Raw genomic sequence first — 23,490 nt, forward strand, 5'->3', positions numbered from 1 at the left:
CCCCCCCTGCCCCCGCGGCGCGGGCCCCCCCCCCCGCGGGGGGGGGGGGGGCCCCCCCCCCCCCCCCCCCGCCACAGCCTCAGCCGAGGCGCTCCATGATCAGTTCGCGCACCCGGCCGGCGTCGGCCTGGCCGCGGGTGGCCTTCATGACCGCGCCGATCACGGCGCCGATCGGGCCGAGGTTGCCGGAGCGGATCTTCTCCGCGATGTCCGGCTGCGCGGCGAGGGTCTCGTCGATGACCGCGAGCAGCGGGCCGTCGTCGGAGACCACCTCGAGGCCACGGGCGGTGACGATGTCCTCCGGGGACCCCTCGCCGGCGAGCACACCCTCGAGGACCTGCCGGGCCAGCTTGTCGTTGATCCTCCCGGAGTCCACGAGCGCCTGCAGCTGCCCGATCTGCTCCGGCGTGACCGGGAGGTCCTCCAGCGCGACGCCCTGGGTCTTGGCCGTGCGGGCCAGTTCCCCCATCCACCACTTGCGCGCGGCGGCCGGGGAGGCCCCGGCGGCGATGGTGGTCTCGATGATGTCCACGGCGCCGGCGTTGACCACGTCGCGCATCTCTGCGTCGGCATAGCCCCACTCCTGGCGCAGGCGACGCCGGCGCGCCACCGGGGCCTCGGGCAGGGTCGCCCGGATCTCCTCGACCCACTCCCGCGGCGGCGCGAGCGGCACCAGGTCGGGCTCGGGGAAGTACCGGTAGTCGTCGGCGTCGGACTTGACCCGACCCGAGGACGTCGACCCTGTGTCCTCGTGGAAGTGACGCGTCTCCTGCAGAACGGAACCTCCGCCGTCGAGCACCGCGGCCTGCCGCGACACCTCGTACCGGACCGACCGCTCGATGGAGCGGAACGAGTTCACGTTCTTGGTCTCGGTACGCGTGCCGAGCGGCGCATCCGCGGACTCGCGCAGGGACAGGTTCACGTCCGCGCGCACGTTGCCGCGCTCCATCCGCGCCTCGGAGACCCCGAGGGAGCGGAAGATGTCCCGCAGGGTCTGCACGTACACCCGGGCGATCTCCGGCCCGCGGGTGCCGACGCCGGTGATCGGGCGGGTGACGATCTCCACGAGCGGGATGCCGGCCCGGTTGTAGTCCACGAGGGAGTACTCGGCGCCCTGGATCCGGCCGGTGGCGCCGCCCACGTGCGTGTTCTTGCCGGCGTCCTCCTCCATGTGCGCCCGCTCGATCTCGACGCGGAACACCTCGCCGTCCTCGAGCTCGATGTCGAGGTAGCCGTCGAACGCGATCGGCTCGTCGTACTGCGAGGTCTGGAAGTTCTTCGGCACGTCCGGGTAGAAGTAGTTCTTCCGGGCGAACCGGCAGGTCTCGGCGATCTGGCAGTTCAGCGCCAGGCCGATCTTGATCGCGAACTCCACAGCCCGGCCGTTCACGACCGGCAGAGCGCCGGGCAGCCCCAGCGAGACCGGGGTGACCGAGGTGTTCGGGACCTCGCCGAAGGAGGCGGGCGCGTCGTCGAACATCTTCGTGGCGGTACCGAGCTCGACGTGCACCTCGATGCCGAGGACGGCGTCGTAGCGGGCGATCGCCTCGTCGTAGTCGACGAGTTCGTCGGTGACACTCATGCGTTGACCTCGAGTTCCGGGGCGCGGGACAGCAGCGGGGCGCCCCACTGGGCGAGCAGCAGGGATTCCAGGGCGGCACCGACGCGGTACAACCGCTCGTCGGCGCGGGCCGGGGCGAGGATCTGGAACCCGACCGGCAGACCGTCGTCGGACAGCCCGCTCGGCAGGGACAGGCCCGGCACGCCAGCCAGGTTCGCCGGGATGGTGGCGACGTCGTTGAGGTACATCGCCATCGGGTCGTCGACCTTGTCCCCGAACCTGAACGCCGTGGTCGGCGCCGTCGGCGAGACGAGCACGTCCACCTGGGCGAACGCGGCCGCGAAGTCCCGCTGGATCAGTGTGCGGACCTTCTGGGCGCTGCCGTAGTAGGCGTCGTAGTAGCCCGCGGACAGGGCATAGGTGCCCAGGATGATGCGGCGCTTGACCTCGTCCCCGAAGCCGGCGCCGCGGGTCGCGGCCATCACGCGCTCGGCGGTGATCGGGCCCTCGGTGGGCTCGACCCGCAGCCCGAACCGCATGCCGTCGAACTTGGCCAGGTTCGAGGACGCCTCCGAGGGCAGGATCAGGTAGTACGCGGCGAGCGCGGCGGTGAAGCTCGGGCAGGAGACCTCGACGATCTCCGCGCCGGCGCTCGTGAGCAGCTCCAGGCTCGCCTCGAAGCTGGCGCGGACGCCGCTCTGGTAGCCCTCGCCGCCGAGCTCGGTGACGACGCCGACCTTGAGACCGGTCAGGTCGGCGGTGGCGCCCGCCTTCGCGGCCTCGGTGTACGACGGCGGCCGCTCGCTCAGCGAGGTCGAGTCACGCGGGTCGTGGCCGCCGATGACGTCGTGCAGGAGCGCCGAGTCGAGCACGGTGCGGGTGCACGGGCCCGCCTGGTCCAGGCTGGAGGCGAGCGCGATCAGCCCGTAGCGGGAGACGCTGCCGTAGGTGGGCTTGACGCCCACGGTGCCGGTGACGGCGGCCGGCTGGCGGATCGAGCCGCCGGTGTCGGTGCCGATCGCGAGCGGCGCCTCGAACGCGGCGACCGCGGCGGCCGAGCCACCGCCCGAGCCGCCCGGGATGCGCTCCAGGTCCCACGGGTTGCGGGTGGGTCCGTACGCGGAGTGCTCGGTGGAGGAACCCATCGCGAACTCGTCCATGTTCGTCTTGCCGAGGATCGGCATCCCGGCCGCGCGCAGCCGCTCGACCAGGGTCGCGTCGTACGGCGGGATCCAGTTCTCGAGGATCTTCGAGCCGGCCGTGGTGACCTGGCCCTTGGTGACCACGACGTCCTTGACGGCGATCGGCACCCCGGCCAGGGCGGGCAGGTCCTCGCCGGCGGCGCGGGCGGTGTCCACCGCGGCTGCGGCGGCGAGCGCCTCGTCGGTGTTCGTGTGCAGGAAGGCGTGCACGGCGCCGTCGACGGCGCCGATCCGGTCCAGGTGCGCCTGGGTGACCTCGACGCTGGAGACCTCGCAGGCGGCGAGCCTGGTGGCGAGTTCCGCCGCGGTCGCGCGGGTGAGGTCGCTCACTGCTCCTCCCCCAGGATCTGCGGCACCAGGAACATGCCGCCCTCCGCAGCCGGCGCCTGGGCGAGCACGTCCGCCACGGGCAGCGTCTGGCCGACGGTGTCCTCGCGCAGCACGTTGGTGAGCGGGATCGGGTGACTGGTGGCGGGCACGTCGTCGCCGGCCACCTCACTCACGGTCGCGACTGCCTGGACGATGACGTCGAGCTCACCGGCGAGGCGGGTGATCTCGTCGGGAGCGAGGTCGATTCGGGCGAGCGCGGCAAGGCGCGCGACCTCATCGGAATTGATGGTGGACATGGCCGCGAGTCTACCCAGCGGCCGGCACCCGCCCGACGCCGCCCGGCACGGCCACCCGGCCCTACCCCGACCGGCCGAACGTACGGTTTCCCACGGTGGCGCGAACCGGACCAACGTGGGAACCGCACGGTCGGCGCCCGGCGGCGATCGGCGACCAGGGCGTGCGGCGACCAGGGGCGTGCGGCGTCTACGGTGGTGCCGTGAGTGAGAACGGCATCGCTGGAGACGACAAGGACTGGACCTGGGTCCTCGACCGCCGGTGCCCGGACTGCGGCCTCGACGCCGGCGCGATCACGCTGGCGGACGTCCCGGGCGCGATCCGGGCGCAGATCCCGCTCTGGCCCGAGGTGCTGCATCGCCCGGATGTGCGCGAGCGGCCGGACCCGGGCACCTGGTCCACCCTGGAGTACGCCGCCCACGTGCGCGACGTCTTCGAGGTGTTCGCCGGCCGCCTGAACCTGATGCTCACCGAGGATGACCCGCTCTTCCCGAACTGGGACCAGGACGCCGCCGCCGTGGCCGGCCGCTACGGCGAGCTCGAGCCGCACGACGTCTCCTTGGAGCTCCAGCGCCGCGGGGCCTCGCTCGCGTCCGACTTCGACGCCGTCACCGGCGAGCAGGCGACCCGGTCCGGGCTACGCAGCAACGGCTCGGTGTTCACCGTGCTGACGCTCGCCCAGTACCTGATCCATGACCTGGTCCACCACGCCTGGGACGTCACCCAGGGCCGGGCCGGACACGAGGGCGGCGACGTCGCGGCCTCGCCCGCCCGGACCGATCCCGGGGCCGCGTCCGCCGCCGGGGTGGTGCCGTCCGCGAACGACCTGGCCGACGGCGGCCCAAGCGTCGTCGAGGACGGTTCCGTCGACGGGACCACGGCCGAGGCCGGCCCGGCCGTGGACGGCGAGCCGTCCGCAGAGGCCGCCCCGCAGAAGGACCTGCCGCCGATCCAGCGCTTCGCACACGAGCACCGGCTGGCCGTCGGCTTGACGCTCGGCGTCCTCGCTCTGGCGCTCGCGGTGCTGTTCGCCGTCGCCACGCCCGACTCGGACGCGGGCGGATTCTCGGGGTTCGTCACCCGGTGGGCCAGCTCACTGTGCTGGCTCCTGGTCTCCGGTGTCGCGGTGTCCTGGGCGCTGCGAGCCAAACGCACCACCACGAACGGCCTCGCCTGGCTCGGGATCGCGTGCTACGCCTGCTACCTGTTCTTCCGGGCCGGCTGAGCCCGGGCGTATGGAGACGTTCGAGGAGTTCGCAGCGGAGGCTGCTCGCGCGTTCGGCCGTCACCCCGCGGCATCGTCCACGGCGCCGAGCCCCGACGATCCCCGCGAGCTGATCGTCACCGTCGCGCAGGGGAACCGGCTCCGGGTCCGGCTGGACGCACCGTTCGCGCACGCCCGGACACTCCCCCCGCGGGAGCGGGACCGGTTCGTCGAGCGGTTCGTGGAGTCGACCCTGCGCCCGCCGGAGCCGATCGGCACGTTCGAGACCACGGCCGCGCGACTGCTGCCCGCGATCCGCGGCGACGCCTGGCTGGGCTCACACCCGCCGCAGATCGTCCCGGTCAGCCGGCCGGCCGCACCACTGCTGCACGTCGCCGTCGCGGTCGACGACGTCGACCGGATCCGCTTCGTCGACCCCGAGACGTTCCACCGGTGGCGACGCCCGGCGGCGGACCTCATCGGCATCGCGGTCGGGAACCTGCGCCGCCACCCGCTGGAGGTCGTCCCGCTCGATGGGGACCTCACCGGCGCCTTCGGGATCGGGGCACCGGACGGCTACGGGTCCTCGTGGCTGCTCACCCCCGACCTTCTGCTCGCTCACGCGGGACGGGTCCGCGGCGACCTGCTCGCGTTCGCGCCGACCCGTGACACCCTCCTGCTCGCGGGCACCGCGGATGCCGGGCCGCTGGCCGCCATGGCGGGCGCGCTGGACCTCTTCGACTCCCGCCCGCACCCGCTCTCGCCCGTGCCGTACCTGGTCCAGCCACAGGGCTTCGCGGCCTGGAATCCGCCGCCGGGTCATCCCGCCGGCCGGGGCGTGCACCTCGCTCGGGTGCGCCACGCGATCTCCGAGTACGACCAACAGACCGGGAACCTGACCCGGCGATTCGCCGCCGAGGGCCGCGACGCCCACGTCGCGAAACTGACCGGATTCTCACGCGATGGGCGCGTCACGACCGTGACCACCTGGGCCGAAGGGGTCACGGACGCCCTGCTGCCCGGCGCGGACCTGATCGGCTTCGCCGGCCCGGACGGCGTCATCATGGTGCCGTGGCAGGAGGCCCAACGGATCGTCGGCGCTCTGCTCGTGCACGAGCCGGGCCACCTGCCGCAGCGCTGGCGCGTTCGCGGCTGGCCGAGCCCCCAGGTACTCGCCGCGCTGCGTGCCGCGGCGGCCCGCGCCGGCACCTGACCCACGAAACGTTCCCCGGGTCCCGTTGCTCTCAGTCCCGGCGTCGTCCGGACTGGTTGTCCGGAACCTCCCGCAGAACGTGCGCGAGACTGTCGTGGAGGGCAGTGAGCTCGGCGCGGCTCAGGCTTCCGAACAGGCTCTCGGCAACGCCGCGCGTCTGTTCCTGCGCGCGCTGCAGCCCCAGCGTGCCCGCCGCCGTGAGGGACAGCAGCCAGACGCGGCGATCCTCGACCGAGCGGGTCCGAGACACGAATCCGAGTTCTTCGAGGTCATCGATCACGCGGACCATGCCGGTCTTGTCCGTGTGCAGCTGCTGCACGAGGTCGCGGTGGGTTCGAGTGCCATCGCGGATGAGGAACATCGTCGCGACGTGCCGAGCACTCAGGTCCATCGGCCGCAACGCCGAGTTGAGGTCCTGAGTCGCGACTGCGTACGCGCGGTGGAGCAGCAGGCCCACCTGGAGTGGTGTCACGGCATCGGCAGAATTCATCGGACTCGCTTATTAGATCCATTTGGAACTGGTGCAACTGGAACCATACGGCTAGGGTCCTGCCATGTCCACACACGACGCGCCCGCCCCACCCGCACCGCAATGGCCGCGCTGGTTGCTGCGAGTCTCGCTGACTCTCGCCGCCGTGCTGCTCTTCGCTCAATCCATCACCGCGGGGCTGTTCATGACTCAGGTGCGGGCCGCGTTCCCCATCCACCGGGAAGTGGCCAACGCGGCGGCGATCGCGATCCTGGTCGGCGTCGTCGCCGCGATCCTCTGCGTGCGTCTCCGGCGCGACCCGAGGTGGCCGATCGCGGCGGCCGTCGGCATGTTGATACTGATGTCGCTACAAGCGTTCGCCGGATTCCGCTCCCTGACCGCCCTGCACGTGCCGCTCGGCGTACTCACCATCACGCTGGCCATCGCGTTCGCGGCCTGGACCTGGCTCGGCGGTCCGCGGCCGGCCATGGCACAACCACACCCGAATCGGGCCTGACGCCGACCCCGAGCCACCCACCCGGGCACCGTGCCCCGGACCGCACCGACAGCCGATGTCGGTGCGTAGCCGGACACTGGGGTATGACCACCGACCCCGTGCTCCGCGCCGTCGACTGCGTGACGATCCCGGTCCCCGACCTCGACACCGGCCTCGCGTTCTACGCCGGCGCACTCGGACACGAACTCCTCTGGCGCGACGAGACCACCGGGCAGGCCGGCCTGCGCCTGCCGGGCACCGAGACCGAGCTCGTCCTGACGACGACGGCGCCCTATGCGCCGGCGTGGCTCGTCGACGCGGTCCCGACGGCGGTGGACGCCCTGGTCGCAGCCGGCGCCACCGTACACCGGCCGGTCGAGGCGATCCCGGTCGGCCGGCTCGCCGTGGTCACCGACCCGTTCGGCAACGACCTCGTGCTCCTCGACCTGTCCGCCGGCCGCTACCCGTGACGCCCGGACCACCTCACGACACGTGGTCGGCCCGCGACGCCTGCCGGAACTGGGACGGGCTCGAGCCGCTCACCGCCCGGAACTGCCGGGAGAAATAGAACGCATCCGGGTAGCCGACCTCCCGGGCGACCTCGGCCACGGTCCGGCTCGTGGTCATCAGCATCACCCGAGCCCTGGCCATCCGGATGCTCTTGACGTACTCGAGTACCCCGCCCCCGGTGGCGTGCCGGAACAGCGCCGCGAAGTGTGAGGCGCTCAGGCCCACATGCGCGGCCAGCTCCGGGACCCGGACCGGGGCGTCGAGGTGCTCGAGCAGGTAATCGCGGGCCCGCTGGACCGGGCCGGCATCGTTGCGCGGGCCGGCCAGCCGGTCCGCGCCGATCTGGGCGAGGACGTTCCAGGCCGCCCCGGCCGCAGCCATCAGGACCGGGCGGGTCTCGTCCCGTTCGAGCGCCTGCACCACCTGCTCCATCGTGTGCACCGCGCGCGCGGGATCGTGCAGGTCCACCACCGCGTGCCCGGCCCCGCCGACGATCGGTGCGAGCAGCGTCGGCACGTCGGACCCGGCGGCGTGGCACCACCAGAGCGTCCAGGGGTCATCGCGGTCGGCCCGGTACAGGTGCGGGGTGCCGGGCGCCAGCACCAGGGCCTGGCCGACCCCGATCGCCTCGGTCGAATCGCCGACATCGCACCAACCGCGGCCCTCGGTACACACCAGGACCACGGCTTCACGTGCCCCTTTCGGCCGGGAGCGGCCATGGTTCGCGGCGTGCGGGAAGTACCCGGCGTCGGTTGCCAGCAACCGCTCGGTGACCCCGACCGTCAGCGCCTCGCTGACCAGCGGACGCGGCAGCACCCGCATCCGCTGCCCCGGGAAGCCGTCCCTCGTGTACGTCACCATGGCAGTAGCCTGCCATCGAATCGTCCAGGAAGTCCGGCCGATCGGACATTCCCCGACCCACCCTGGCCTGCCTACTGTCGAACCATGCTCACAGCCGAGCCTCTGCTCGATCTCCCGGACCGCCCCGCCGACCAGGCCGGCGCCGACGTCGCCGTTTGGCGCGCGCCGCTGACCATGCGCACCTACCTGCCGGCACCGCCGTCCGACCTGCCCTCCTACCTCGACGCCCGCGTGTACCAGGGCTCGTCCGGGCGGGTGTACCCGCTGCCGTTCCACGACCGGATCGACTCCGAGCCGCGCGAGCACGACTGGGACGCCGTGCACCTGGAGAACGAGTGGATCCGGCTCCTGGTCCTCCCGGAGCTCGGCGGGCGCATCCACCTCGCGATCGACCGCACCACCGGGCATGACCTGTTCTACGGGAACCCAGTGATCAAGCCGGCCCTCGTCGGCCTGGCCGGCCCGTGGATCGCCGGCGGCATCGAACTGAACTGGCCCCAGCACCACCGGCCCGCGACGTTCCTGCCCACCGACGTCGAGATCGAGCACGAGGACGACGGGTCCGTGACCGTGTGGTGCTCCGACCACGACCCGTTCGAGCGGATGAAGGGCATGCACGGAGTCCGGCTTCGACCGGGCCGCTCCGCGATCGAGCTGCGGGTCCGCCTGTACAACCGCACCCCGCTCACCCAGACGTTCCTCTGGTGGGCGAACGTCGCGGCCCGCGCCGACTCCGACTACCAGTCGTTCTTCCCCGAAGACGTGGACGTCGTCGCCGACCACGCCAAGCGCGCCGTGACCGCCTTCCCCGCCGCGGACCGCCCCTACTACGACATCGACTACCCGGCCCGCCGCGAGCTGACCTTCACCACCGGTGACGGCGAGGTCGTCACCGGTGACCGCATCGACTGGTGGGAGAACATCCCGGTCCCGACCTCCTACATGGTCACGCACAGTGCCGAGGACTTCTTCGGCGGCTACGACCACGCCCGGGGCATGGGTTTCGCGCACGTGGCCGACCGGCAGATCGCCGTCGGGAAGAAGCAGTGGACCTGGGGCAACTCCGCATTCGGGCGCGCGTGGGGCCGCAACCTCGCCGACGACGACTCCGCCTACGTCGAACTGATGGCCGGCGTGTTCACCGACAACCAGCCCGACTTCGCCTTCCTCGCCCCCGGCGAGACCAAGGTCTTCGAACAGTGCTGGTACCCCCTGCCCGCGGTCGGCCCGGCGAACCGGGCGACGGCCGAGGCCGCGGTCCGCGTCCGGGTCACCGCGGACGGTGCGCGCGTCGGCGTCGTCACCACGGCCCGCCGTCCCGGGTGCCGGATCGAACTGCTCGACGGCGCAGGTCGCCTGGTGGCCGAGACGGTCACCGACATCGACCCCGGCTCGCCGGCGCTGTGGCAGGCCAACCTGCCCGACGCCGTCGCGGCCGGTCATCTGACTGTCCGGGTGGTGTGTGGTGACGTCGTGCTCGTGGAGTACACCCGCCCCGCGGCCGCGGAGCACGGGCGGGACGCCGCGCCGACGGACGAGCACGCGGCGGTGGCCGCCCGGGAGCCGGCCACCCCGGACCAGGTGGTGAGCGTGGCGGAACTCCTCGACATCGCCGGCCACCTGGAGCAGTACCGGCACGCCACCCGCTCCCCCGAGCCGTACTGGGCCGAGGCGCTGCGCCGCGATCCGGGCAACGCGGACGCCCACACGGCCGTGGGCATCCGCCGCCTGCGTCAGGCCCGCCTGGCGGAGGCCGAGACACACCTGCGCGCCGCCGTCGCCCGTCTGACCACCTTCCATCCCACCGCCCCGGACGCCACCGCGCTCTACCACCTCGGTCTGGTGCTGGCCATGGGCGGGCGTCCGAGCGAGGCGTACGACGCGTTCGGCAGGGCCTCGTGGAACCGCCCATGGCGGGCGCCGGCCGGCTACGAGATGGCCCGGATCGACGCCGCGGCGGGTCGCACAGCCACCGCGCTGCACCGCCTCACGGACGTTCTGCGCGCCGAGCCCGAGCACCTGCAGGCGCACACCCTGGCTGCGATCCTGCGCGGCCGCGCCGACCGAGGTGTCGATGCCGGCAACGCAGAACTCGCCCGCGATGGCGGCACCGACGCGGGACCGGCAGGCGTCACGGGACTCAACGCGCAGCTCGCCCGCGTCACGGACCTCGACCGACTGCACTGGTGGAGCCGCGACGCGGCCGGCGCCGAACTCGGCTGCGACGCGCAGACCTGCCTCGACGTCGCCCTCGAGTACGCGGGCATCGGTGCCCACGACGACGCGCTGCGAGTCCTGGGCGTCGCGCTCGACCGCGAGCGCGAGCGGGTGCCCGGGCAGCCGGCCGCGGAGCCGCTGCTGCGCCTGCACCGGGCGGCCATCCACGCGGCCCGCGGTGACACCGGAGCCGAACGGCGCGAGCTCGACGCAGCGGACGCCGCGTCCCGCGCGTGGTGTTTCCCCGGACGGCTCGCGGACGCCGTCATGCTCACGCAGACGCTCACCCGCCACCCGGCCCAGGCCACCGCCCTCGCGCTCCTGGGGCACTGGCTGTACGCGATGGGCCGCACCACCGACGCTCTGGAGTCGTGGCAGGCGTCGGCCGCCGCGGATCCCGGGGACCCCGTGGTGCACCGCAATATCGGCCTGGCCCTGGTGAACATCCGCGGTGACCTGGACGGTGCCCGCGACGCCTACGACCGATCCCGCTCCCTCGCGCCCGGCCACGCCCGGCTGCTCTTCGAGAGCGATCAGCTCGACACCCGCCGGGCCGTCGACCCGGCCACGCGCCTGGCCGTCCTGGAGGGCGCCCGCGACCTGGTCGCCGAACGCGACGACCTGACCGTGGTGCTCGCGCACCTTCTGATCACCGCCGGCCGCGCCGAGGACGCGCACGGCCTGCTCGCCGGCCGGGCGTTCCAGCCCTGGGAGGGCGGCGAGGGTGAGGTGCTGCGGGCCTGGGAACGCAGCTGCGTGGTCCTGGCCCGGCATGCTCTGGCCACCGGTGACGCCGAGGCGGCCAAGGTCCTGGTGGCGCAGGCGCTGGACTCGCCCGCGTCCCTCGGCGAGGCCCGGCACCCGCTCGCCACCACGGCCGGGCTCCAGCTGCTGGCCGGCGACACCGCGGCCGCTGCGGGACAGGCCGACGCAGCCCGCCACGCCTGGGCGATCGCGGCCGAGCAGGTCGGTGACTTCCGCACGATGAGCGCGTCCCGGCACAGCGAGGCGACGTACCACTCCGTGCTCGCGCTGCGCCGACTCGGCCGCGCCGCGGACGCCGACACCCTCGCCGCCGACCTCGCCGACTACGTCGACGAACAGGCCGGCACCCCCGCGCGGATCGACTACTTCGCGACGTCCCTGCCGCAGCTCCTGTTGTTCACCCCGGACCTGGACCAGGTCCGGGCGCAGCGCCTGGAGTTCCTACGCGCCCAGCTGGACGTGCTCTCGCGCGACGAGACCTCCGCCGTCGGGCGGTTGCAGCACCTGCTGCACGAGGTGCCCGATCACACCGACGCCCACGACCTGCTCACCGCCGTCACCGAAGGAGCCCGCCCATGACCGAGCCGTACCGCCCCGTGCCGACGGCCGCCCACCTGCCGGAGCACCTCACCATCACGCTCTGGGACTTCTCCTGGTTCGTGCGCACCGGGCCCGGAGAGCCGTTCGAGGATCTGGACGCCGCGTTCGCCGGGGCCGTCGAGCGCGGGTACAACACGATCCGCATCTGCGCGATGCCCTACCTGCTGTTCGGGTCCGGCCTGGACACCAGCGCGCTGCGGCTCGGGCCGCTCGGCGGTGGGTACGCCCAACAGGTGCGCTGGTACGACGTCGCGGCCGAGACCACGATCGACGCCCGCGAGCACCTGCTCGAGCTGTTCCGGGCCGCGAAGCGCCACGACTGCTACGTCATCGTGTCCTCCTGGGAGTATCAGCAGAGCCCCGCGTTCGCCGCGGAACCCGACTGGTACCGGGCGCTGCACGCCATCGACCCGGAGGACCGGGCCGTCGAGCTCGCCCGTGCTCACGCCGCCCTGATCGACCTCCTCGCCTCCCACGACCTGGCCGACCGGGTCGCGTTCGTCGAACTGCACAACGAGGTTCAGATCGGGCACCTCACCGCCGGGCTCGACGCCCGCGGCGACGACGCGATCGTGGCCCTCACACCCCGGCTCGAGCGCGGTCTGGCCGCCTTCCACGAGCTCCAGCCGGACGTCCCGGTGACCGTGAACTACGCCCACGTGCCGGTCGCGGTGATGCGGGCCATCCCGGCGAACCTGGACGTGCTCGTGGTGCACCCGTACATCTACGGGGTGCTCGACGCGCTGATCGAGACCTACGGCATGCGCGGGCCCATCGAGGACTTCCCGCAGGAGGCCGCCCGCCGCGACCTTCTCCGCCCCGGCGCCCCGGACATCGGCGACTGGGGTCTGCCGCCCGAGCACGAGTGGCGCCTGGACGCGATGATCGTCGCCAAGCCGGAGATCTACGTGCACGACTGGGCCGACGCCGCCACCATCGACCGCTGGCTCTACGACCACTACGGCGAGCACCGGCTCGCGATGGCCCAGAAGCTGACGCTGTGGCTCGAGGTGGCCGCCGACCACGCCGAGCGCCGCGGCCTACCGCTCGTGTTCGGGGAGGGCTGGGTCGGCTACACCCCGCTGCACGGGCAGTTCGAGGAAGGTCCGGTCGGAGCCCAGCTCTGCCGGTTCGCGATGTCGGAATCAGCCAGGGTCGGCGCCTGGGGCTCGATCGTCTGCTCGAACGCCGCGCCGCAGCACCCGATGTGGGCCGACGTCGCTCTGCAGAAGGAGGCCAACGCCCTCTTCACCGGCTGATCCACCCACCACAGCAGACAACAGCACACCAGACGACCGCAGAGAGCAGCACCCCGAACACAAACCCCAGGTTCCGGCCAACCGGTCGGCCGCACCCCAACCAGCGCCAACGACGGCGCACCGGAGGTCCCCGATGAGCACCACATCCGACTACACCCGCCGAGGATTCCTGCTCGGCGCCACTGCGCTGGGCACCGGCGGCCTGCTGTCCGCCTGCGTCGGGTCCGGCGGCGGTTCCGGCGGCGAGACGAGCGGCTCCGGTGGCGGCGACGCGTCCGGCGATGCGGCCGGGCCGGTGACGCTGCAGTCCTCGCTGTCCGACCCCGCACCGAAGGCGGCCCTGGAACTGGTGATCGCCGACTACGACGGCGACGTCACCCTCAACACGGTGGCGATCGAGCAGTTCCGGGCGCAGCTGTCGACGTACCTGACGTCCAACACCCCGCCGGACGTGCTCACCTGGTACGCCGGGTCGGTGGCCCGTGACTACGCCGCCGAGGGGTTGCTCCTGGACGTCTCCGACCTGTGGACCGGCGACGGCGCCTGCGCCGGGTTCTCCGAGGCGCTGAAGTCGCTGTCCACCGCCGAGGACGGCTCGCAGATCTTCGTGCCGACGAACTACTACTGGTGGTCGATCTTCTACAAGAAGAGCGCCTTCGCCGAGTGGGGCGTGACCATCCCGGAGACCTGGGACGACTTCCTCGCCCTCTGCGAGACCCTCAAGGGCCTCGGCGTGAACCCGCTCGCGAACGGGATCGGCTCGACCCCCTGGATGGCCTCCGGCTGGTTCGACTACCTCAACCTTCGCATCAACGGCGCGGCCTACCACCGCGAGCTCCTCGCGGGCGAGCACGCCTTCACCGACCCCGAGGTGGAGGCCGTGCTCACCGAGTACGCCAAGCTCATCCCCTACTTCGACCCGAACATGGCCTCCTACTCCCACCAGGAGGCGGTGACGCCGATGATCCAGAACTCCGCGGCCATGTACCTGGTCGGGGCGTTCGTCACCCAGTTCTTCCCGGAGGACCAGCAGGACGACATCGACTTCTTCTCGGTGCCGCCGATCAACCCCGACGTGCCCAGCGCCGAGGAGGCGCCGACCGATGGCTACTTCGCGAGCGCGAACACCGCGAACGTCGAGGGCACGAAGGCCCTGCTGAGCTACCTCGCCTCCGCCGAGGCGCAGCAGCAGTTCATCTCCGAGTCCGCCTCCTCGAACCTGCCCACAAGCCCGGACGTGGACAGTTCCGGGTTCAGCCCGCTGGTCCAGAAGGGCATCGAACTGCTGGAGAACACCGAGGAGATCACGCAGTTCTTCAACCGGGACTCCTCCGACGCCCTGCAGAGCACCGCCGATGACGCGCTGACCCGGTTCCTCGCGGACCCGTCCGACATCCCGGGCATCCTCGCCGGCTGGCAGGCAGCAGCCGAACGGGTCTGGGCCCAGTGAGCAGCCCGAGCGCCACGGCCGTGGGTCCTGGCAGGTCGGCGGCCTCGGCACGGTCGACCCCACCGGACCCACGCCGGCGCTCGGTGCTGCGGCGGGTGCCGTGGGTGGTCTGGCTGTTCCTGCTGGTGCCGCTCGCGGCCGAGGTGTTCTGGGTGTTCTGGCCTGCGCTGAACTCGTTCTCGCTGTCGTTCACCCGATGGAACGGCATCGGTGCGGCCGAGCCGGTGGGCTTCGGCAACTACGTCGACCTGTGGAACGACCCGGTGTTCCGTACCGCCCTACGCAACAACGTGATCTGGGTGATCGGCTTCGGTGGGCTCTCCGTGCTCGGCGGCCTGATCCTGGCCGTGCTGCTGAACCGGCCCGGCCGGGGCATCGGCATCTACCGCAGCGCCATCTACCTGCCGATGGTGTTCTCCCTCGCCGTCACCGGGCTGTTCTGGCGGGTCATGTACTCCCCCGCGGGCCTGGTGAACACGACCCTGGGCGCGCTCGGCCTCGAGTCCTGGGAGCGGCAGTGGCTCGCCGACCCGGACGTCGCCCTGTACGCGGTGCTGATCGCGGCCGTCTGGCGGCAGGTCGGCTACATCATGGTGCTCTACCTGGCCGGACTCAAGGGCGTCGACCCTGCCCTCGAGGAGGCCGCGGCGATGGATGGCGCGAACCGGCGCCAGCGGTTCTTCTCCATCGTGATGCCGCAGCTGAAGGGCGTGAACGCGGTGGTGTTCGCGGTCACCGTGATCGACTCGCTGCGCACCTTCGACATCGTCTGGGCGATGACCCGCGGTGGGCCGTACAACAGCACCCAACTGCTCAGCACCTACATGTTCGAGCAGGGCTTCACGCTCGTGAACCTGGGCTACGGATCGGCGATCGCGGTGGTCATCTTCGCCCTCGCGATCGTGTTCATCATCTCGTACCTGGTCCGCTCGATCCGGCAGGAGGACTGACATGAGTGCCACGAATCCCACCCTCGGCGCCACCGGCGCCACGCCTCCTGGCCGCAAGCGTCACCACCGCCGGGTGATCGGGTCCCGGTCGCCGTGGTTCCACGTGTTCATGATCCCGTTCACCCTCGCCTGGATCACGCCGATGGTGTTCGTGCTGGTGGTCGCGTTCCGCTCGTTCGACGACATCGTCGCCCGGGGGCTGTCCGCGCTGCCCACCTCCCTGAGCTGGGAGGGGTTCGCCACGGCACTGTCCGCGGGCGGGATCGCAGGCGCGCTGCGCAACAGCGTGATCGTGACCGTGTGCGCGGTGATCATCTCGCTGTTCCTGGCGTCCATGGCCGCCTATGCGCTGAGCCGCTACCGGATCCCGTTCCGGAACGCGATCCTGCTGGTCATGCTCGCGGGGAACCTGCTCCCGCCGCAGATCCTGCTCATCCCGGTCGCCAAGATCGCCGAGGGCCTCGGCATCTATGACACCCTGCTCGCGCTGGTCGTCGTGCAGGTGGGCTTCGGCCTGGGCTTCTACACGTTCGTGCTGCACGGGTTCATGCGCTCGCTACCGGACGAGGTGTTCGAGGCGGCCCGGATCGACGGCGCCGGCCCGATCCGCATCTACGCCCAGATCGTGCTGCCGCTGTGCCGACCCTCCCTAGCCGCGCTGACGGCCCTGGCCACGACGTGGATCTTCAACGACCTGATCTGGGCGATGACGGTGCTGCGCACGGAGACGAACTTCCCGATCACTGCCGCGCTGCTGAACCTGCAGGGCGGCTTCGTGAGCCAGTGGAACGTGGTCGCGGCCGGCTCCATCATGGCCGCCGTGCCGACGGCGATCGTGTTCTTCATCTTCCAGAAGCAGTTCGTGTCCGGGCTGATGGTGGGGGCCAGCAAGTGAGTGACGAGACCCAGGGGCCGTGGCTGCTGCCCACTGCGGACGCCGAGTTGGCCTACGTCCCATCCCCCGGCGGCGAGGGGCTGTTGCTGGACCGCTGGGGTCCGGGGGCAGGGTGGGCGCCGCCGGCCCGGGTCGCGGTCGAGACGCAGGCGGACGTGACGCCGCTGGCCCTCACCGCCGCCGGGACCCGCCAGGTCCAGCGGGCGGACCTGCTGGCCGAACGGCCGGACGGGCGCACCGGCGCGCGCCTGCGGCTCGGGCCGGTGCGGCTCACCCGCACGGGCACCCGCACCCGGCTCGCCGCGGAGCACTCCGATCCCGACGGCGGCGTGCAGGCCACGCTCTTCGTGGAATCCGACACGCGGCACGGCGCCGTCGCCCAGTGGGCGCAGATCGTCAACACCTCCACCGCTCCGATCCGGCTCACCGCGCGTTCGGCGGCTCCTGGGAACTGCCCGTCGGACCCGGCGCGCGGGTCGGCGTCCTGGCGGGCGCCTGGAGCCGGGAGTTCACGCCGGTCACCGTCGACCTGCCCGCCGGGACGTTCGCGATCGGCTCGCGCACCGGGCTCACCTCGCACCTGTACGCGCCGGTCGTCAGCGTCCGTCCCCGAGAGCCGGACGCGCCCGACGGCGGCATCATCCACGCCACCTTCTCCGTGGCCCTCGCCTGGAGCGGGTCGTGGTCGATGACGGTCGACGCGGTCCCGTTCCGTGACCGGGTCCGGGTGGGCGCCGGCGTCGACGACGAGACCGGCGTGGTCGAACTCGAGCCGGGCGCCTCGTTCACGACGCCACGCACCTATGCGATCCGGGCCGCGGAACCGGCCGACCTGCCCGGCGCATGGCACGGCTTCCAGCGCACCGTCCTGCGCCGGGACGCCGCCGCCCACCACCACCCGGTCGTCTACAACTCCTGGTACGCCACCACGTTCGACGTCCGCGCCGACCACCAGCTCGCCCTGGCCCGGCGGGCCGCAGACCTCGGCGCCGAGGTGTTTGTGGTGGACGACGGCTGGTTCCGCGGCCGGACCTCGGACGCCGCCGGGCTCGGCGACTGGGACGTGGACCCGGCGAAGTTCCCGGACGGGCTCGGCCCGCTCATCGACGGCGTCCGCGACCTCGGCATGCGGTTCGGGATCTGGGTGGAGCCCGAGTGCGTGAACCCCGACTCGGACCTGTTCCGGGCGCACCCCGACTGGGTCTATCGCGCGGGCGAGCGCCCACTGGTCACGGTCCGCAACCAGCACGTGCTGGACCTGGGCCGGCCCGAGGTGGAGGCGTTCGTGGCGGACATGCTGCGCCGGCTGCTCACCGGCCGCGACATCACCTACCTCAAGTGGGACATGAACCGCCCCGTCGGCGACGGCGGACGACCCGGCGAACCGCACGGTCTCGAATGGTCGATCCAGCACGCCCGCGCCTACTACCGGCTGCTGGACCTGGTCCGCTCGGAGTTCCCCGCCGTGACCCTGGAGGCATGCGCGTCCGGCGGCGGCCGGGTGGACACCGAGGTGCTCGCCCGCAGCGACGTGGTCTGGGCCAGCGACGAGACCGGGCCGCGGGACCGGCTCGCGATCCAGCACGGCTTCCTGTCTGCGTACAGCGCGTCCTGGATGGCCTCCTGGGCCACGGACGAACCCGACCGGCTGGACACCGAGCCGACCAGCCTCGCGTTCCGGTTCCTGGTCGCGATGTGCGGTGTGCTTGGCGTCGGCGGGGATCTGGGCGCCTGGTCACCGGCCGACCTCGCCACCGCCCGCGACCTCGTCGGGGCCTACCGGGGGCTCCGGCCGGTCATCCTCGACGGTGACGTGACCCGGCACGGAAGTCCCGCCGTCGGGCAGTACGTGGTGCAGTACCGCAGAACCGAGCCCGACGGCGGAGCGGACACGGTCGTGCTGCTCGCCTTCTCGCGGGGTGGCGTCCGCGAGCACGTCCGGCTCGCCGGGCTCGACGGCAGCTACCGCGTCCGAGGCAGCGACGCGATCGTGTCAGCGGCGGACGCGGCCGGCGCTGGGATCGAGATCGGCTATCGGGTCGCCCCGGATGCGGACCTGGTGGTGCTCGACCGGGTCGGGTGAACCGGGCGTGGGTGCGCCGGCGGGGTCGCCCGACTCAGGTGGCCGCGTTGTCGGTGCACAGCCCGACCAGCCGGCCACCGGGGTCGACGATCTGCGCCCACCAGCCCATATCCCCACCGACCTCCTCACGGGTGTTGCGAACGGTGCCGCCGGCGGCCTCGACCGCGGCGAGGGTCGCCTCGAGGTCGGCGACGTTGACGTAGACCCGGATGCCGTCCGAGGGGGCGAGTTCGGGCGCCTGCCAGAGCCCGCCGATCATGTCGGTCCCGTTCAGGATGCCTTCGTATCCCTCGCCGAACGGGGTGAAGCTCCACCCGAACACGGCGCCGTAGAAGGACTTCGCCTGGTCCAGGTCCGCGACCGGCAGTTCCCACCAGGTCACGGTGTTCAGGGGCGCGGGCGTCGGTTCGCTCATGGGACTCTCCTTTGATCGCAGTGGCGTAACCAGCCTTGCGCCACGTCGTCATGCGGTCAAGGTCGGCCCAGCCGAGCGGGCCGGCGTCACCAGCGCTGGTGCACGTCCTCGGCCCACCCGAACACGTCCGCGACCCGGAGCCACTGCCCCTCGACCCGGACCCGGCCCGACCAGGTGCCGAAGCACTGGTGGGTGAAGGAGGAGATCACCTTGAGGTCGATACCGCTGACCTTGTCATGCTCCGGGGTCAGGGTCAGGTCGACGTCGGTCCCGGAGACCCGCCAGGGCCGCAGCCAATCCTCGGTGTCGTAGTCCCAGACCAGCTCCTCGCTGATCTTGTGCAGCCGGCCGTCCACGAAGATCGCGTTCTCGGTCGACCCGGTGCCGTCGGTCCATTTCCCACCGAGCTGGATGCCGAGCACCCGGCCGTCCGTCCGTCCGGAACCGGCGCCCCAGTTCCAGTGCATCCGGTGCGGCCAACGGCCCCGGCCGTGGTCGAGCGTGGCCCACGACTGCCCCTCGGCGAGCCGGTGCTCGACCCCGTCCATCCAGATCCGCCCGGTCGCCGGGCGCGCGACGTCCTTGACGGTGTACTGGAACAGCCGCTCGCTCCAGGGCACCACGACGCCGAGGGACTCGTGCCCGGCGGGCCGGTGCGCCAGGACGTCCACGCGGACCCGGTCGCCGATCGCGCGAAGGCGAGTACCGCCGTCGACCTCCTCGATGCGGACGGCAAGGCCAAGGATCCGCAGGGTCGTCGACCCGTCCTCGAGGGTGCCGGGCAGTGAGACCCCGACGCCCAACGGGGCCGTCACGTCCTGCCCGCGGATGGCGCCGGTGCGCCGGTCCCACAGCCACAGCCCGTGCACACCCGCGTAGTCGATGTGCGAGGTGGTCATGGCGACCACGTGGGTGGGCGTGGTCACGGCCCAGTACTCCCAGCGCTTGTTGCGGCCCTTGCCGTACCGGCCCCGCCCGACGCCGTCGGTGCGGACCAGCGGGGTGCGGCACCAGCCGATGGCGTCAGGGTTGAGACGGCCGTCGGGGCGGGTCAGCGCCACGGGCGCGGTCAGTTCCCGCTCGGCGACACCGACCGGCATCGCCCCGGTACCGACGGCGGCTCCGAACTCGCTGCGCAGCCCGTCGTTGGAGGCCCGGACGGCGCCGGCGTCCACCTTGAGGTGCTTGCGGTCGTAGGTGAGGAGCCCGTTCGTCTCCTGCTCGACGTCGGCGAGCTGGGTGTAGACGAAGCCGGACAGCCCGCGGGCGATCGCGGGCCGGATCTGGGCCTGTTGGAGGCGGAGGTAGGCCCGGCCGAACGCGCCCCGGTCGGCGATCCGGCGGTACCCGAACTCGCTCTCGCTCCAGACGTGGCCACCTACCCGGTGGCTGTACCCGCCGTACTCGCTGACGACGGCGGCCCGTGGGTCGCGCTCGTCGGCGTCACTGAGCGTGTAGGGCACGAAGTAGACGTGCCGGCTGGCCACGTCTCCGGCGCCCTGGTCGTGCCAACCGCTGACCGAGTCGATGATCCGGGTCGGGTCGAGCGAGCGGAGCCGGTCGGTGAACGCGGCCGAGTCGAACTGTCCCCAGCCCTCGTTGAACGGCACCCAGGCGACCACGCTCGGGGTGTTCCGGAGGAGTTCGACGCATGCCTCGGACTCGGCCAGGAACTCCGTGCGGCCCACCTCGTCCTGGCGGCCGAACAGGCGGTGCCGTGTGTCGTCAAGCGTGAGCGGGGTGAGCACGGGCGCGGTGATGACAGCCGGGTTGTACGACCGGCCGCCGTTGACGAAGTCCTGCCAGACCAGCATCCCGAGCCGGTCGCAGTGGTGGTACCAGCGCTGTGGCTCGATCTTGATGTGCTTGCGCAGCATCGTGAACCCGAGCCGCTTCGCGGTCGTGATGTCGCCAACGATCGCCTCATCGGAGGGTGCGGTGAGCAGTCCGTCCGGCCAGTACCCCTGATCGAGCAGGCCGGAGTGCAGGTAGGGCGCACCGTTGAGCAGCAGCCGGGTGCGGCCGGCCGCGTCGGAGCCGATCCCGACCGAGCGCATCGCCGCGTAGGAGGTGATGCGGTCCTCGCCCAGGACCACCTCGAGGTCGTACAGGTACGGGTCCTCCGGCGACCACAGGCGCGGCCGGTCGACATGGAACCGGGCGGTCCCGCCCGCGGCCACCTCGATCGTCTCGATCGGGGTGCCGGACGCACTCAGACTCACCTGTGCCGGCGATTCACCCGCGGCGACCACGCGGACCGCCAGCACGCCCTCGTCGAGGTGAGGGGTGATCTCGAGGCGCTCGACATGGGCTCTCGGCACCGACTCCAGCCAGACGGTCTGCCAGATACCGGACTGCGGCGAATACCAGATGCCGCCCGGCCGCAGCCGCTGCTTACCCCGGCTCCGGTAGGAGGAGTCGGTGACGTCACGGACCCGGACCACGAGTTCGTGGGTGCCGGACCCGGCCAGCGCGTCGGTGATGTCGAGCGCGAAGGGCAGGAATCCACCGTGGTGCTCGCCCACCAGCGTGCCGTCGACGAACACCTCCGCGTCCTGGTCGACCGCGCCGAAATGGAGCAGCACCCGGTCGCCGGCGAAGCCGGCGGGCAGCTCGAACTCGCGCCTGTACCACAGGGCCTCGTGCGGCTGCAGGGTCCGGCCCACCCCGGACAGCGGCGCCTCCGGCGAGAACGGCACCAGGATGTCACCGTCCCAGTGGTCCGGGACGCGCGTGTGGAGCGCGTCCGTGAAGGCGTGTGCCCAGATCCCGTTGAGGTTCAGGTAGGAGTCCCGGACCAGCTGCGGCCGCGGGTACTCCTGGAGCACTGCGGCGGGGTCGAGCCGCTCACCCCATTCGGTCAGCATCGTCATGGTGCCACCGTCTCCTGTTCGGGTTCGCTCACGCCACCCGGCATCCGGCGCAGCGCACGCACGGGCACGATCACGGCAACCGCGACGACGGCGGCCGCCACGAAGATCCACGGCGTCGGGACGGTCTTGGCGACGCCGAGATCGACGTAGGTCTCGTCGGCGCCGGAGATCACCGCGGCGCCGATGAACGGGCCGATCACGCTGGGCAGCAGGACCACGGCGATCATCCGCAAGCCCTGGATCTGCCCGGCGCGGTCGGCCGGCGTGAGGTTGCGGATCGTCGCGGAGAGCATCGCCCCGGCCAGCAGGAACGTGCCGATGGTCAGGGTGCCGGCCACGATGACGGGAACCATGCCGCGGGCGGCGAACATGGCCAGCAACGCGAGGACGTACACACCGACCACCGGCAGCAGCACGCCCGGGGACCGGCTGCGACCGAGCAACCGCCCGCCGACGATGCTGATCACCGACGCGCCGACCAACACGCAGGCCAGGACCACCGCATAGGCGTCGATGACGAGGTACTTCTGGACGTAGATGATCAGGTACGGCAGGTACACCTGGAAGCTGATGCCGAGGACGGCCCACGCAGCCAGCACGGTGTACAGACGAGGGTTCGCGCGCACGGTGGACGGCCGGAGCCCATGCACCACCGAGGACAGGTAGGTCCCGCTCGGCTGCGGGCTGGGTGCGCTGCGGATCCCGAACCATGCGACCAGGCCGACGACGGTGGTGAGGCCGCCGATGATCGCGAAGAAGAGCTGCCAGTTGCCGGCGCGGGTGATCGGGTCGAGCGCCCCGAACACGATCAGCATGCTCAGCAGTGGCAGGGTCTGGAGCACGCCGTCGATCCTGGTCCGGTTGCCCGGGTTGGTGGAGTCAGTGACCCAGGCCTGGAAGGCGGCGTCGTTGGCCCCGGAGCCTAGGAAGCTCATCACACAGTCGAGCAGCACGATCGTGATCACGGCGATGGCGACCCCGTTCGGGATCGCCGAGTCCACGCCGACCAGCCCGAAGCCGGCCGTGGTCAGCCCCCACAGGACGTACCCGGACGCGATGAACTCCCGCCGCCGCCCGACCCGGTCCGACCAGGCGCCGACGAGCAGCGTCGCGAACGTGGCCGCGATCGCGCTGGCCGCGACCAGCACGGCGAGCACCGTCGGATCGTCCGTGATCGTCTCGTGGACGAACACGTTGAGGTACATGTTCTCGATCGTCCAGGCGAGCTGGCCGGTGAGGCCGAGCAGGACGATCCACAGCCACAGGCGACCGGAGACGCCGGCGGGGTTCGGAGTCATCAGCGCACTCTAGCCAGGATGCCCGGGCCTCCGGATTCGGTTGCGCCGGAGAGCGCCGAATGGAGCGGGATGGTCCGGCTACACCGCCGTGCGCAGAGCTGCCAGGGCCCGGTCCAGCTCGTCGGCTGCGGCGAGGAGCTCGGACCGGGCGCCCTGATCGGCGCCAGGCTCAGCGCCCGCGTACTCCGCAACCCGGCCGCCGAGCGCGCCTGCGGTGGCGGCGGCCCGCTCGGCCAGTTCCCGCGGACGGGCAGCCTTGGTCCGCTGGCTCAACTCTTCAACGGACCGGGCCACGTCGGCGCTGCGGCGTTGCAGGTCGGACCACACACCGGCGCCGGCGGCACCGGTGTGCCCGGCCCAGATCCGCACCGCGTCCACGACCTCGCCGCCCTGGTCGGCCAGACCGTTCGCCTCGTCATGCCAGCGCACCGCACGGCCGGACCGGCGGGACGCGGTGCCGATCGCGATCCCCGCCAGGGCCGCAAGCGCCAGGGCCACGACGACCCAGGTCACGATCGGCCCGGCCCCGGCGGCTTCCTGCATGG

Annotated in this window: 19 protein-coding genes; 10 read left to right on the plus strand and 9 right to left on the minus strand. The window is 72.0% G+C overall.

The window, feature by feature from the left end; all coding sequences use genetic code 11:
• Window positions 1–79: 79 nt before the first annotated feature.
• From gatB to gatC, 3 genes are read right to left on the minus strand one after another with little or no spacing between them, the layout of a single operon-like run.
• A complete protein-coding gene (gatB, locus tag KCQ71_RS06700; protein WP_223404151.1) occupies window positions 80–1,582 on the minus strand; it encodes an Asp-tRNA(Asn)/Glu-tRNA(Gln) amidotransferase subunit GatB in 1,503 nt (500 codons plus the stop codon).
• A complete protein-coding gene (gene gatA, locus KCQ71_RS06705; protein WP_223404153.1) occupies window positions 1,579–3,093 on the minus strand; it encodes an Asp-tRNA(Asn)/Glu-tRNA(Gln) amidotransferase subunit GatA in 1,515 nt (504 codons plus the stop codon). Before gatA ends, gatB begins: the two co-directional genes overlap by 4 nt.
• Window positions 3,090–3,389 carry an Asp-tRNA(Asn)/Glu-tRNA(Gln) amidotransferase subunit GatC gene (gene gatC, locus KCQ71_RS06710; protein WP_223404155.1) on the minus strand — a complete coding sequence of 100 codons (300 nt, stop codon included), beginning with the start codon at window positions 3,387–3,389 and terminating at the stop codon, window positions 3,090–3,092. The genes gatA and gatC overlap by 4 nt, the downstream gene beginning before the upstream one ends.
• A 200-nt stretch (window positions 3,390–3,589) precedes the next feature.
• Here gatC and KCQ71_RS27545 point away from each other — a divergent pair, with 200 nt between their 5' ends.
• Window positions 3,590–4,612 carry a DinB family protein gene (locus tag KCQ71_RS27545; protein WP_308116616.1) on the plus strand — a complete coding sequence of 341 codons (1,023 nt, stop codon included), beginning with the start codon at window positions 3,590–3,592 and terminating at the stop codon, window positions 4,610–4,612.
• 10 nt (window positions 4,613–4,622) lie between these two features.
• Window positions 4,623–5,804: a DUF1444 domain-containing protein gene (locus tag KCQ71_RS06720; RefSeq protein ID WP_223404156.1), complete on the plus strand. Its 1,182-nt coding sequence runs from the start codon at window positions 4,623–4,625 to the stop codon at window positions 5,802–5,804.
• Between the two features lie 31 nt (window positions 5,805–5,835).
• On the opposite strand, the gene KCQ71_RS06725 is transcribed toward KCQ71_RS06720, so the two are convergent.
• Window positions 5,836–6,294 carry a MarR family winged helix-turn-helix transcriptional regulator gene (locus tag KCQ71_RS06725; RefSeq protein ID WP_223404158.1) on the minus strand — a complete coding sequence of 153 codons (459 nt, stop codon included), beginning with the start codon at window positions 6,292–6,294 and terminating at the stop codon, window positions 5,836–5,838.
• Window positions 6,295–6,358: 64 nt separating this feature from the next.
• On the opposite strand from KCQ71_RS06725, the gene KCQ71_RS06730 reads away from it, so the two are divergent.
• Window positions 6,359–6,790 (plus strand): hypothetical protein, encoded by a 432-nt coding sequence (locus KCQ71_RS06730; protein ID WP_223404160.1) that lies wholly within the window; start codon window positions 6,359–6,361, stop codon window positions 6,788–6,790.
• 83 nt (window positions 6,791–6,873) lie between these two features.
• The gene (locus KCQ71_RS06735) at window positions 6,874–7,239 is read left to right on the plus strand and encodes a VOC family protein (RefSeq protein WP_223404162.1); all 366 of its coding nucleotides are present in this window, start codon (window positions 6,874–6,876) and stop codon (window positions 7,237–7,239) included.
• 13 nt (window positions 7,240–7,252) lie between these two features.
• On the opposite strand, the gene KCQ71_RS06740 is transcribed toward KCQ71_RS06735, so the two are convergent.
• Window positions 7,253–8,140: an AraC family transcriptional regulator gene (locus KCQ71_RS06740; RefSeq protein WP_223404164.1), complete on the minus strand. Its 888-nt coding sequence runs from the start codon at window positions 8,138–8,140 to the stop codon at window positions 7,253–7,255.
• 84 nt (window positions 8,141–8,224) lie between these two features.
• Between KCQ71_RS06740 and KCQ71_RS06745 the strand changes: the two genes are divergently transcribed.
• From KCQ71_RS06745 to KCQ71_RS06770, 6 genes are all read left to right on the plus strand, one after another.
• Entirely contained in the window at window positions 8,225–11,701 is a 3,477-nt protein-coding gene (locus KCQ71_RS06745; protein WP_223404166.1) for a DUF5107 domain-containing protein, read from the plus strand.
• Entirely contained in the window at window positions 11,698–12,981 is a 1,284-nt protein-coding gene (locus KCQ71_RS06750; protein ID WP_223404168.1) for a cellulase-like family protein, read from the plus strand. The genes KCQ71_RS06745 and KCQ71_RS06750 overlap by 4 nt, the downstream gene beginning before the upstream one ends.
• Before the next feature lie 133 nt (window positions 12,982–13,114).
• Window positions 13,115–14,431: an ABC transporter substrate-binding protein gene (locus KCQ71_RS06755; protein ID WP_223404170.1), complete on the plus strand. Its 1,317-nt coding sequence runs from the start codon at window positions 13,115–13,117 to the stop codon at window positions 14,429–14,431.
• Complete coding sequence (locus KCQ71_RS06760) at window positions 14,428–15,381, plus strand: carbohydrate ABC transporter permease (protein ID WP_223404171.1); 954 nt, start codon at window positions 14,428–14,430, stop codon at window positions 15,379–15,381. Before KCQ71_RS06755 ends, KCQ71_RS06760 begins: the two co-directional genes overlap by 4 nt.
• 1 nt (window position 15,382) lies before the next feature.
• The gene (locus KCQ71_RS06765) at window positions 15,383–16,276 is read left to right on the plus strand and encodes a carbohydrate ABC transporter permease (protein WP_223404173.1); all 894 of its coding nucleotides are present in this window, start codon (window positions 15,383–15,385) and stop codon (window positions 16,274–16,276) included.
• A gap of 382 nt (window positions 16,277–16,658) precedes the next feature.
• Window positions 16,659–18,359, plus strand: coding sequence for an alpha-galactosidase (locus tag KCQ71_RS06770; protein WP_223404174.1), 1,701 nt, complete (start codon window positions 16,659–16,661; stop codon window positions 18,357–18,359).
• A 34-nt stretch (window positions 18,360–18,393) separates the two neighbouring features.
• Here KCQ71_RS06770 and KCQ71_RS06775 read toward each other — a convergent pair whose 3' ends face one another.
• The 4 genes from KCQ71_RS06775 to KCQ71_RS06790 form a co-directional block, all read right to left on the minus strand.
• Window positions 18,394–18,774 carry a VOC family protein gene (locus tag KCQ71_RS06775; RefSeq protein WP_223404176.1) on the minus strand — a complete coding sequence of 127 codons (381 nt, stop codon included), beginning with the start codon at window positions 18,772–18,774 and terminating at the stop codon, window positions 18,394–18,396.
• Window positions 18,775–18,860: 86 nt separating this feature from the next.
• Window positions 18,861–21,647 (minus strand): DUF2804 family protein, encoded by a 2,787-nt coding sequence (locus KCQ71_RS06780; RefSeq protein WP_223404178.1) that lies wholly within the window; start codon window positions 21,645–21,647, stop codon window positions 18,861–18,863.
• Entirely contained in the window at window positions 21,644–22,945 is a 1,302-nt protein-coding gene (locus tag KCQ71_RS06785; RefSeq protein WP_223404180.1) for an MFS transporter, read from the minus strand. Before KCQ71_RS06785 ends, KCQ71_RS06780 begins: the two co-directional genes overlap by 4 nt.
• 78 nt (window positions 22,946–23,023) lie before the next feature.
• Complete coding sequence (locus tag KCQ71_RS06790; protein ID WP_223404182.1) at window positions 23,024–23,488, minus strand: hypothetical protein; 465 nt, start codon at window positions 23,486–23,488, stop codon at window positions 23,024–23,026.
• Window positions 23,489–23,490: the final 2 nt, after the last annotated feature.

Source organism: Occultella gossypii (assembly GCF_019947135.1).
GTDB classification, from domain to species: domain Bacteria; phylum Actinomycetota; class Actinomycetes; order Actinomycetales; family Beutenbergiaceae; genus Occultella; species Occultella gossypii.

What these genes read in the sequence shown, in the direction of transcription:
- KCQ71_RS06785 (WP_223404180.1), bottom strand. Translation starts at nt 22,945, where the DNA reads ATGACTCCGAACCCCGCCGGCGTCTCCGGTCGCCTGTGGCTGTGGATC.
- KCQ71_RS06745 (WP_223404166.1), top strand. Translation starts at nt 8,225, where the DNA reads ATGCTCACAGCCGAGCCTCTGCTCGATCTCCCGGACCGCCCCGCCGAC.
- gatC (WP_223404155.1), bottom strand. Translation starts at nt 3,389, where the DNA reads ATGTCCACCATCAATTCCGATGAGGTCGCGCGCCTTGCCGCGCTCGCC.
- KCQ71_RS06720 (WP_223404156.1), top strand. Translation starts at nt 4,623, where the DNA reads ATGGAGACGTTCGAGGAGTTCGCAGCGGAGGCTGCTCGCGCGTTCGGC.
- KCQ71_RS06740 (WP_223404164.1), bottom strand. Translation starts at nt 8,140, where the DNA reads ATGGTGACGTACACGAGGGACGGCTTCCCGGGGCAGCGGATGCGGGTG.
- KCQ71_RS06765 (WP_223404173.1), top strand. Translation starts at nt 15,383, where the DNA reads ATGAGTGCCACGAATCCCACCCTCGGCGCCACCGGCGCCACGCCTCCT.
- KCQ71_RS06775 (WP_223404176.1), bottom strand. Translation starts at nt 18,774, where the DNA reads ATGAGCGAACCGACGCCCGCGCCCCTGAACACCGTGACCTGGTGGGAA.
- KCQ71_RS06725 (WP_223404158.1), bottom strand. Translation starts at nt 6,294, where the DNA reads ATGAATTCTGCCGATGCCGTGACACCACTCCAGGTGGGCCTGCTGCTC.
- KCQ71_RS06755 (WP_223404170.1), top strand. Translation starts at nt 13,115, where the DNA reads ATGAGCACCACATCCGACTACACCCGCCGAGGATTCCTGCTCGGCGCC.
- KCQ71_RS06750 (WP_223404168.1), top strand. Translation starts at nt 11,698, where the DNA reads ATGACCGAGCCGTACCGCCCCGTGCCGACGGCCGCCCACCTGCCGGAG.
- KCQ71_RS06735 (WP_223404162.1), top strand. Translation starts at nt 6,874, where the DNA reads ATGACCACCGACCCCGTGCTCCGCGCCGTCGACTGCGTGACGATCCCG.
- KCQ71_RS06790 (WP_223404182.1), bottom strand. Translation starts at nt 23,488, where the DNA reads ATGCAGGAAGCCGCCGGGGCCGGGCCGATCGTGACCTGGGTCGTCGTG.
- KCQ71_RS06730 (WP_223404160.1), top strand. Translation starts at nt 6,359, where the DNA reads ATGTCCACACACGACGCGCCCGCCCCACCCGCACCGCAATGGCCGCGC.
- gatB (WP_223404151.1), bottom strand. Translation starts at nt 1,582, where the DNA reads ATGAGTGTCACCGACGAACTCGTCGACTACGACGAGGCGATCGCCCGC.
- KCQ71_RS06780 (WP_223404178.1), bottom strand. Translation starts at nt 21,647, where the DNA reads ATGACGATGCTGACCGAATGGGGTGAGCGGCTCGACCCCGCCGCAGTG.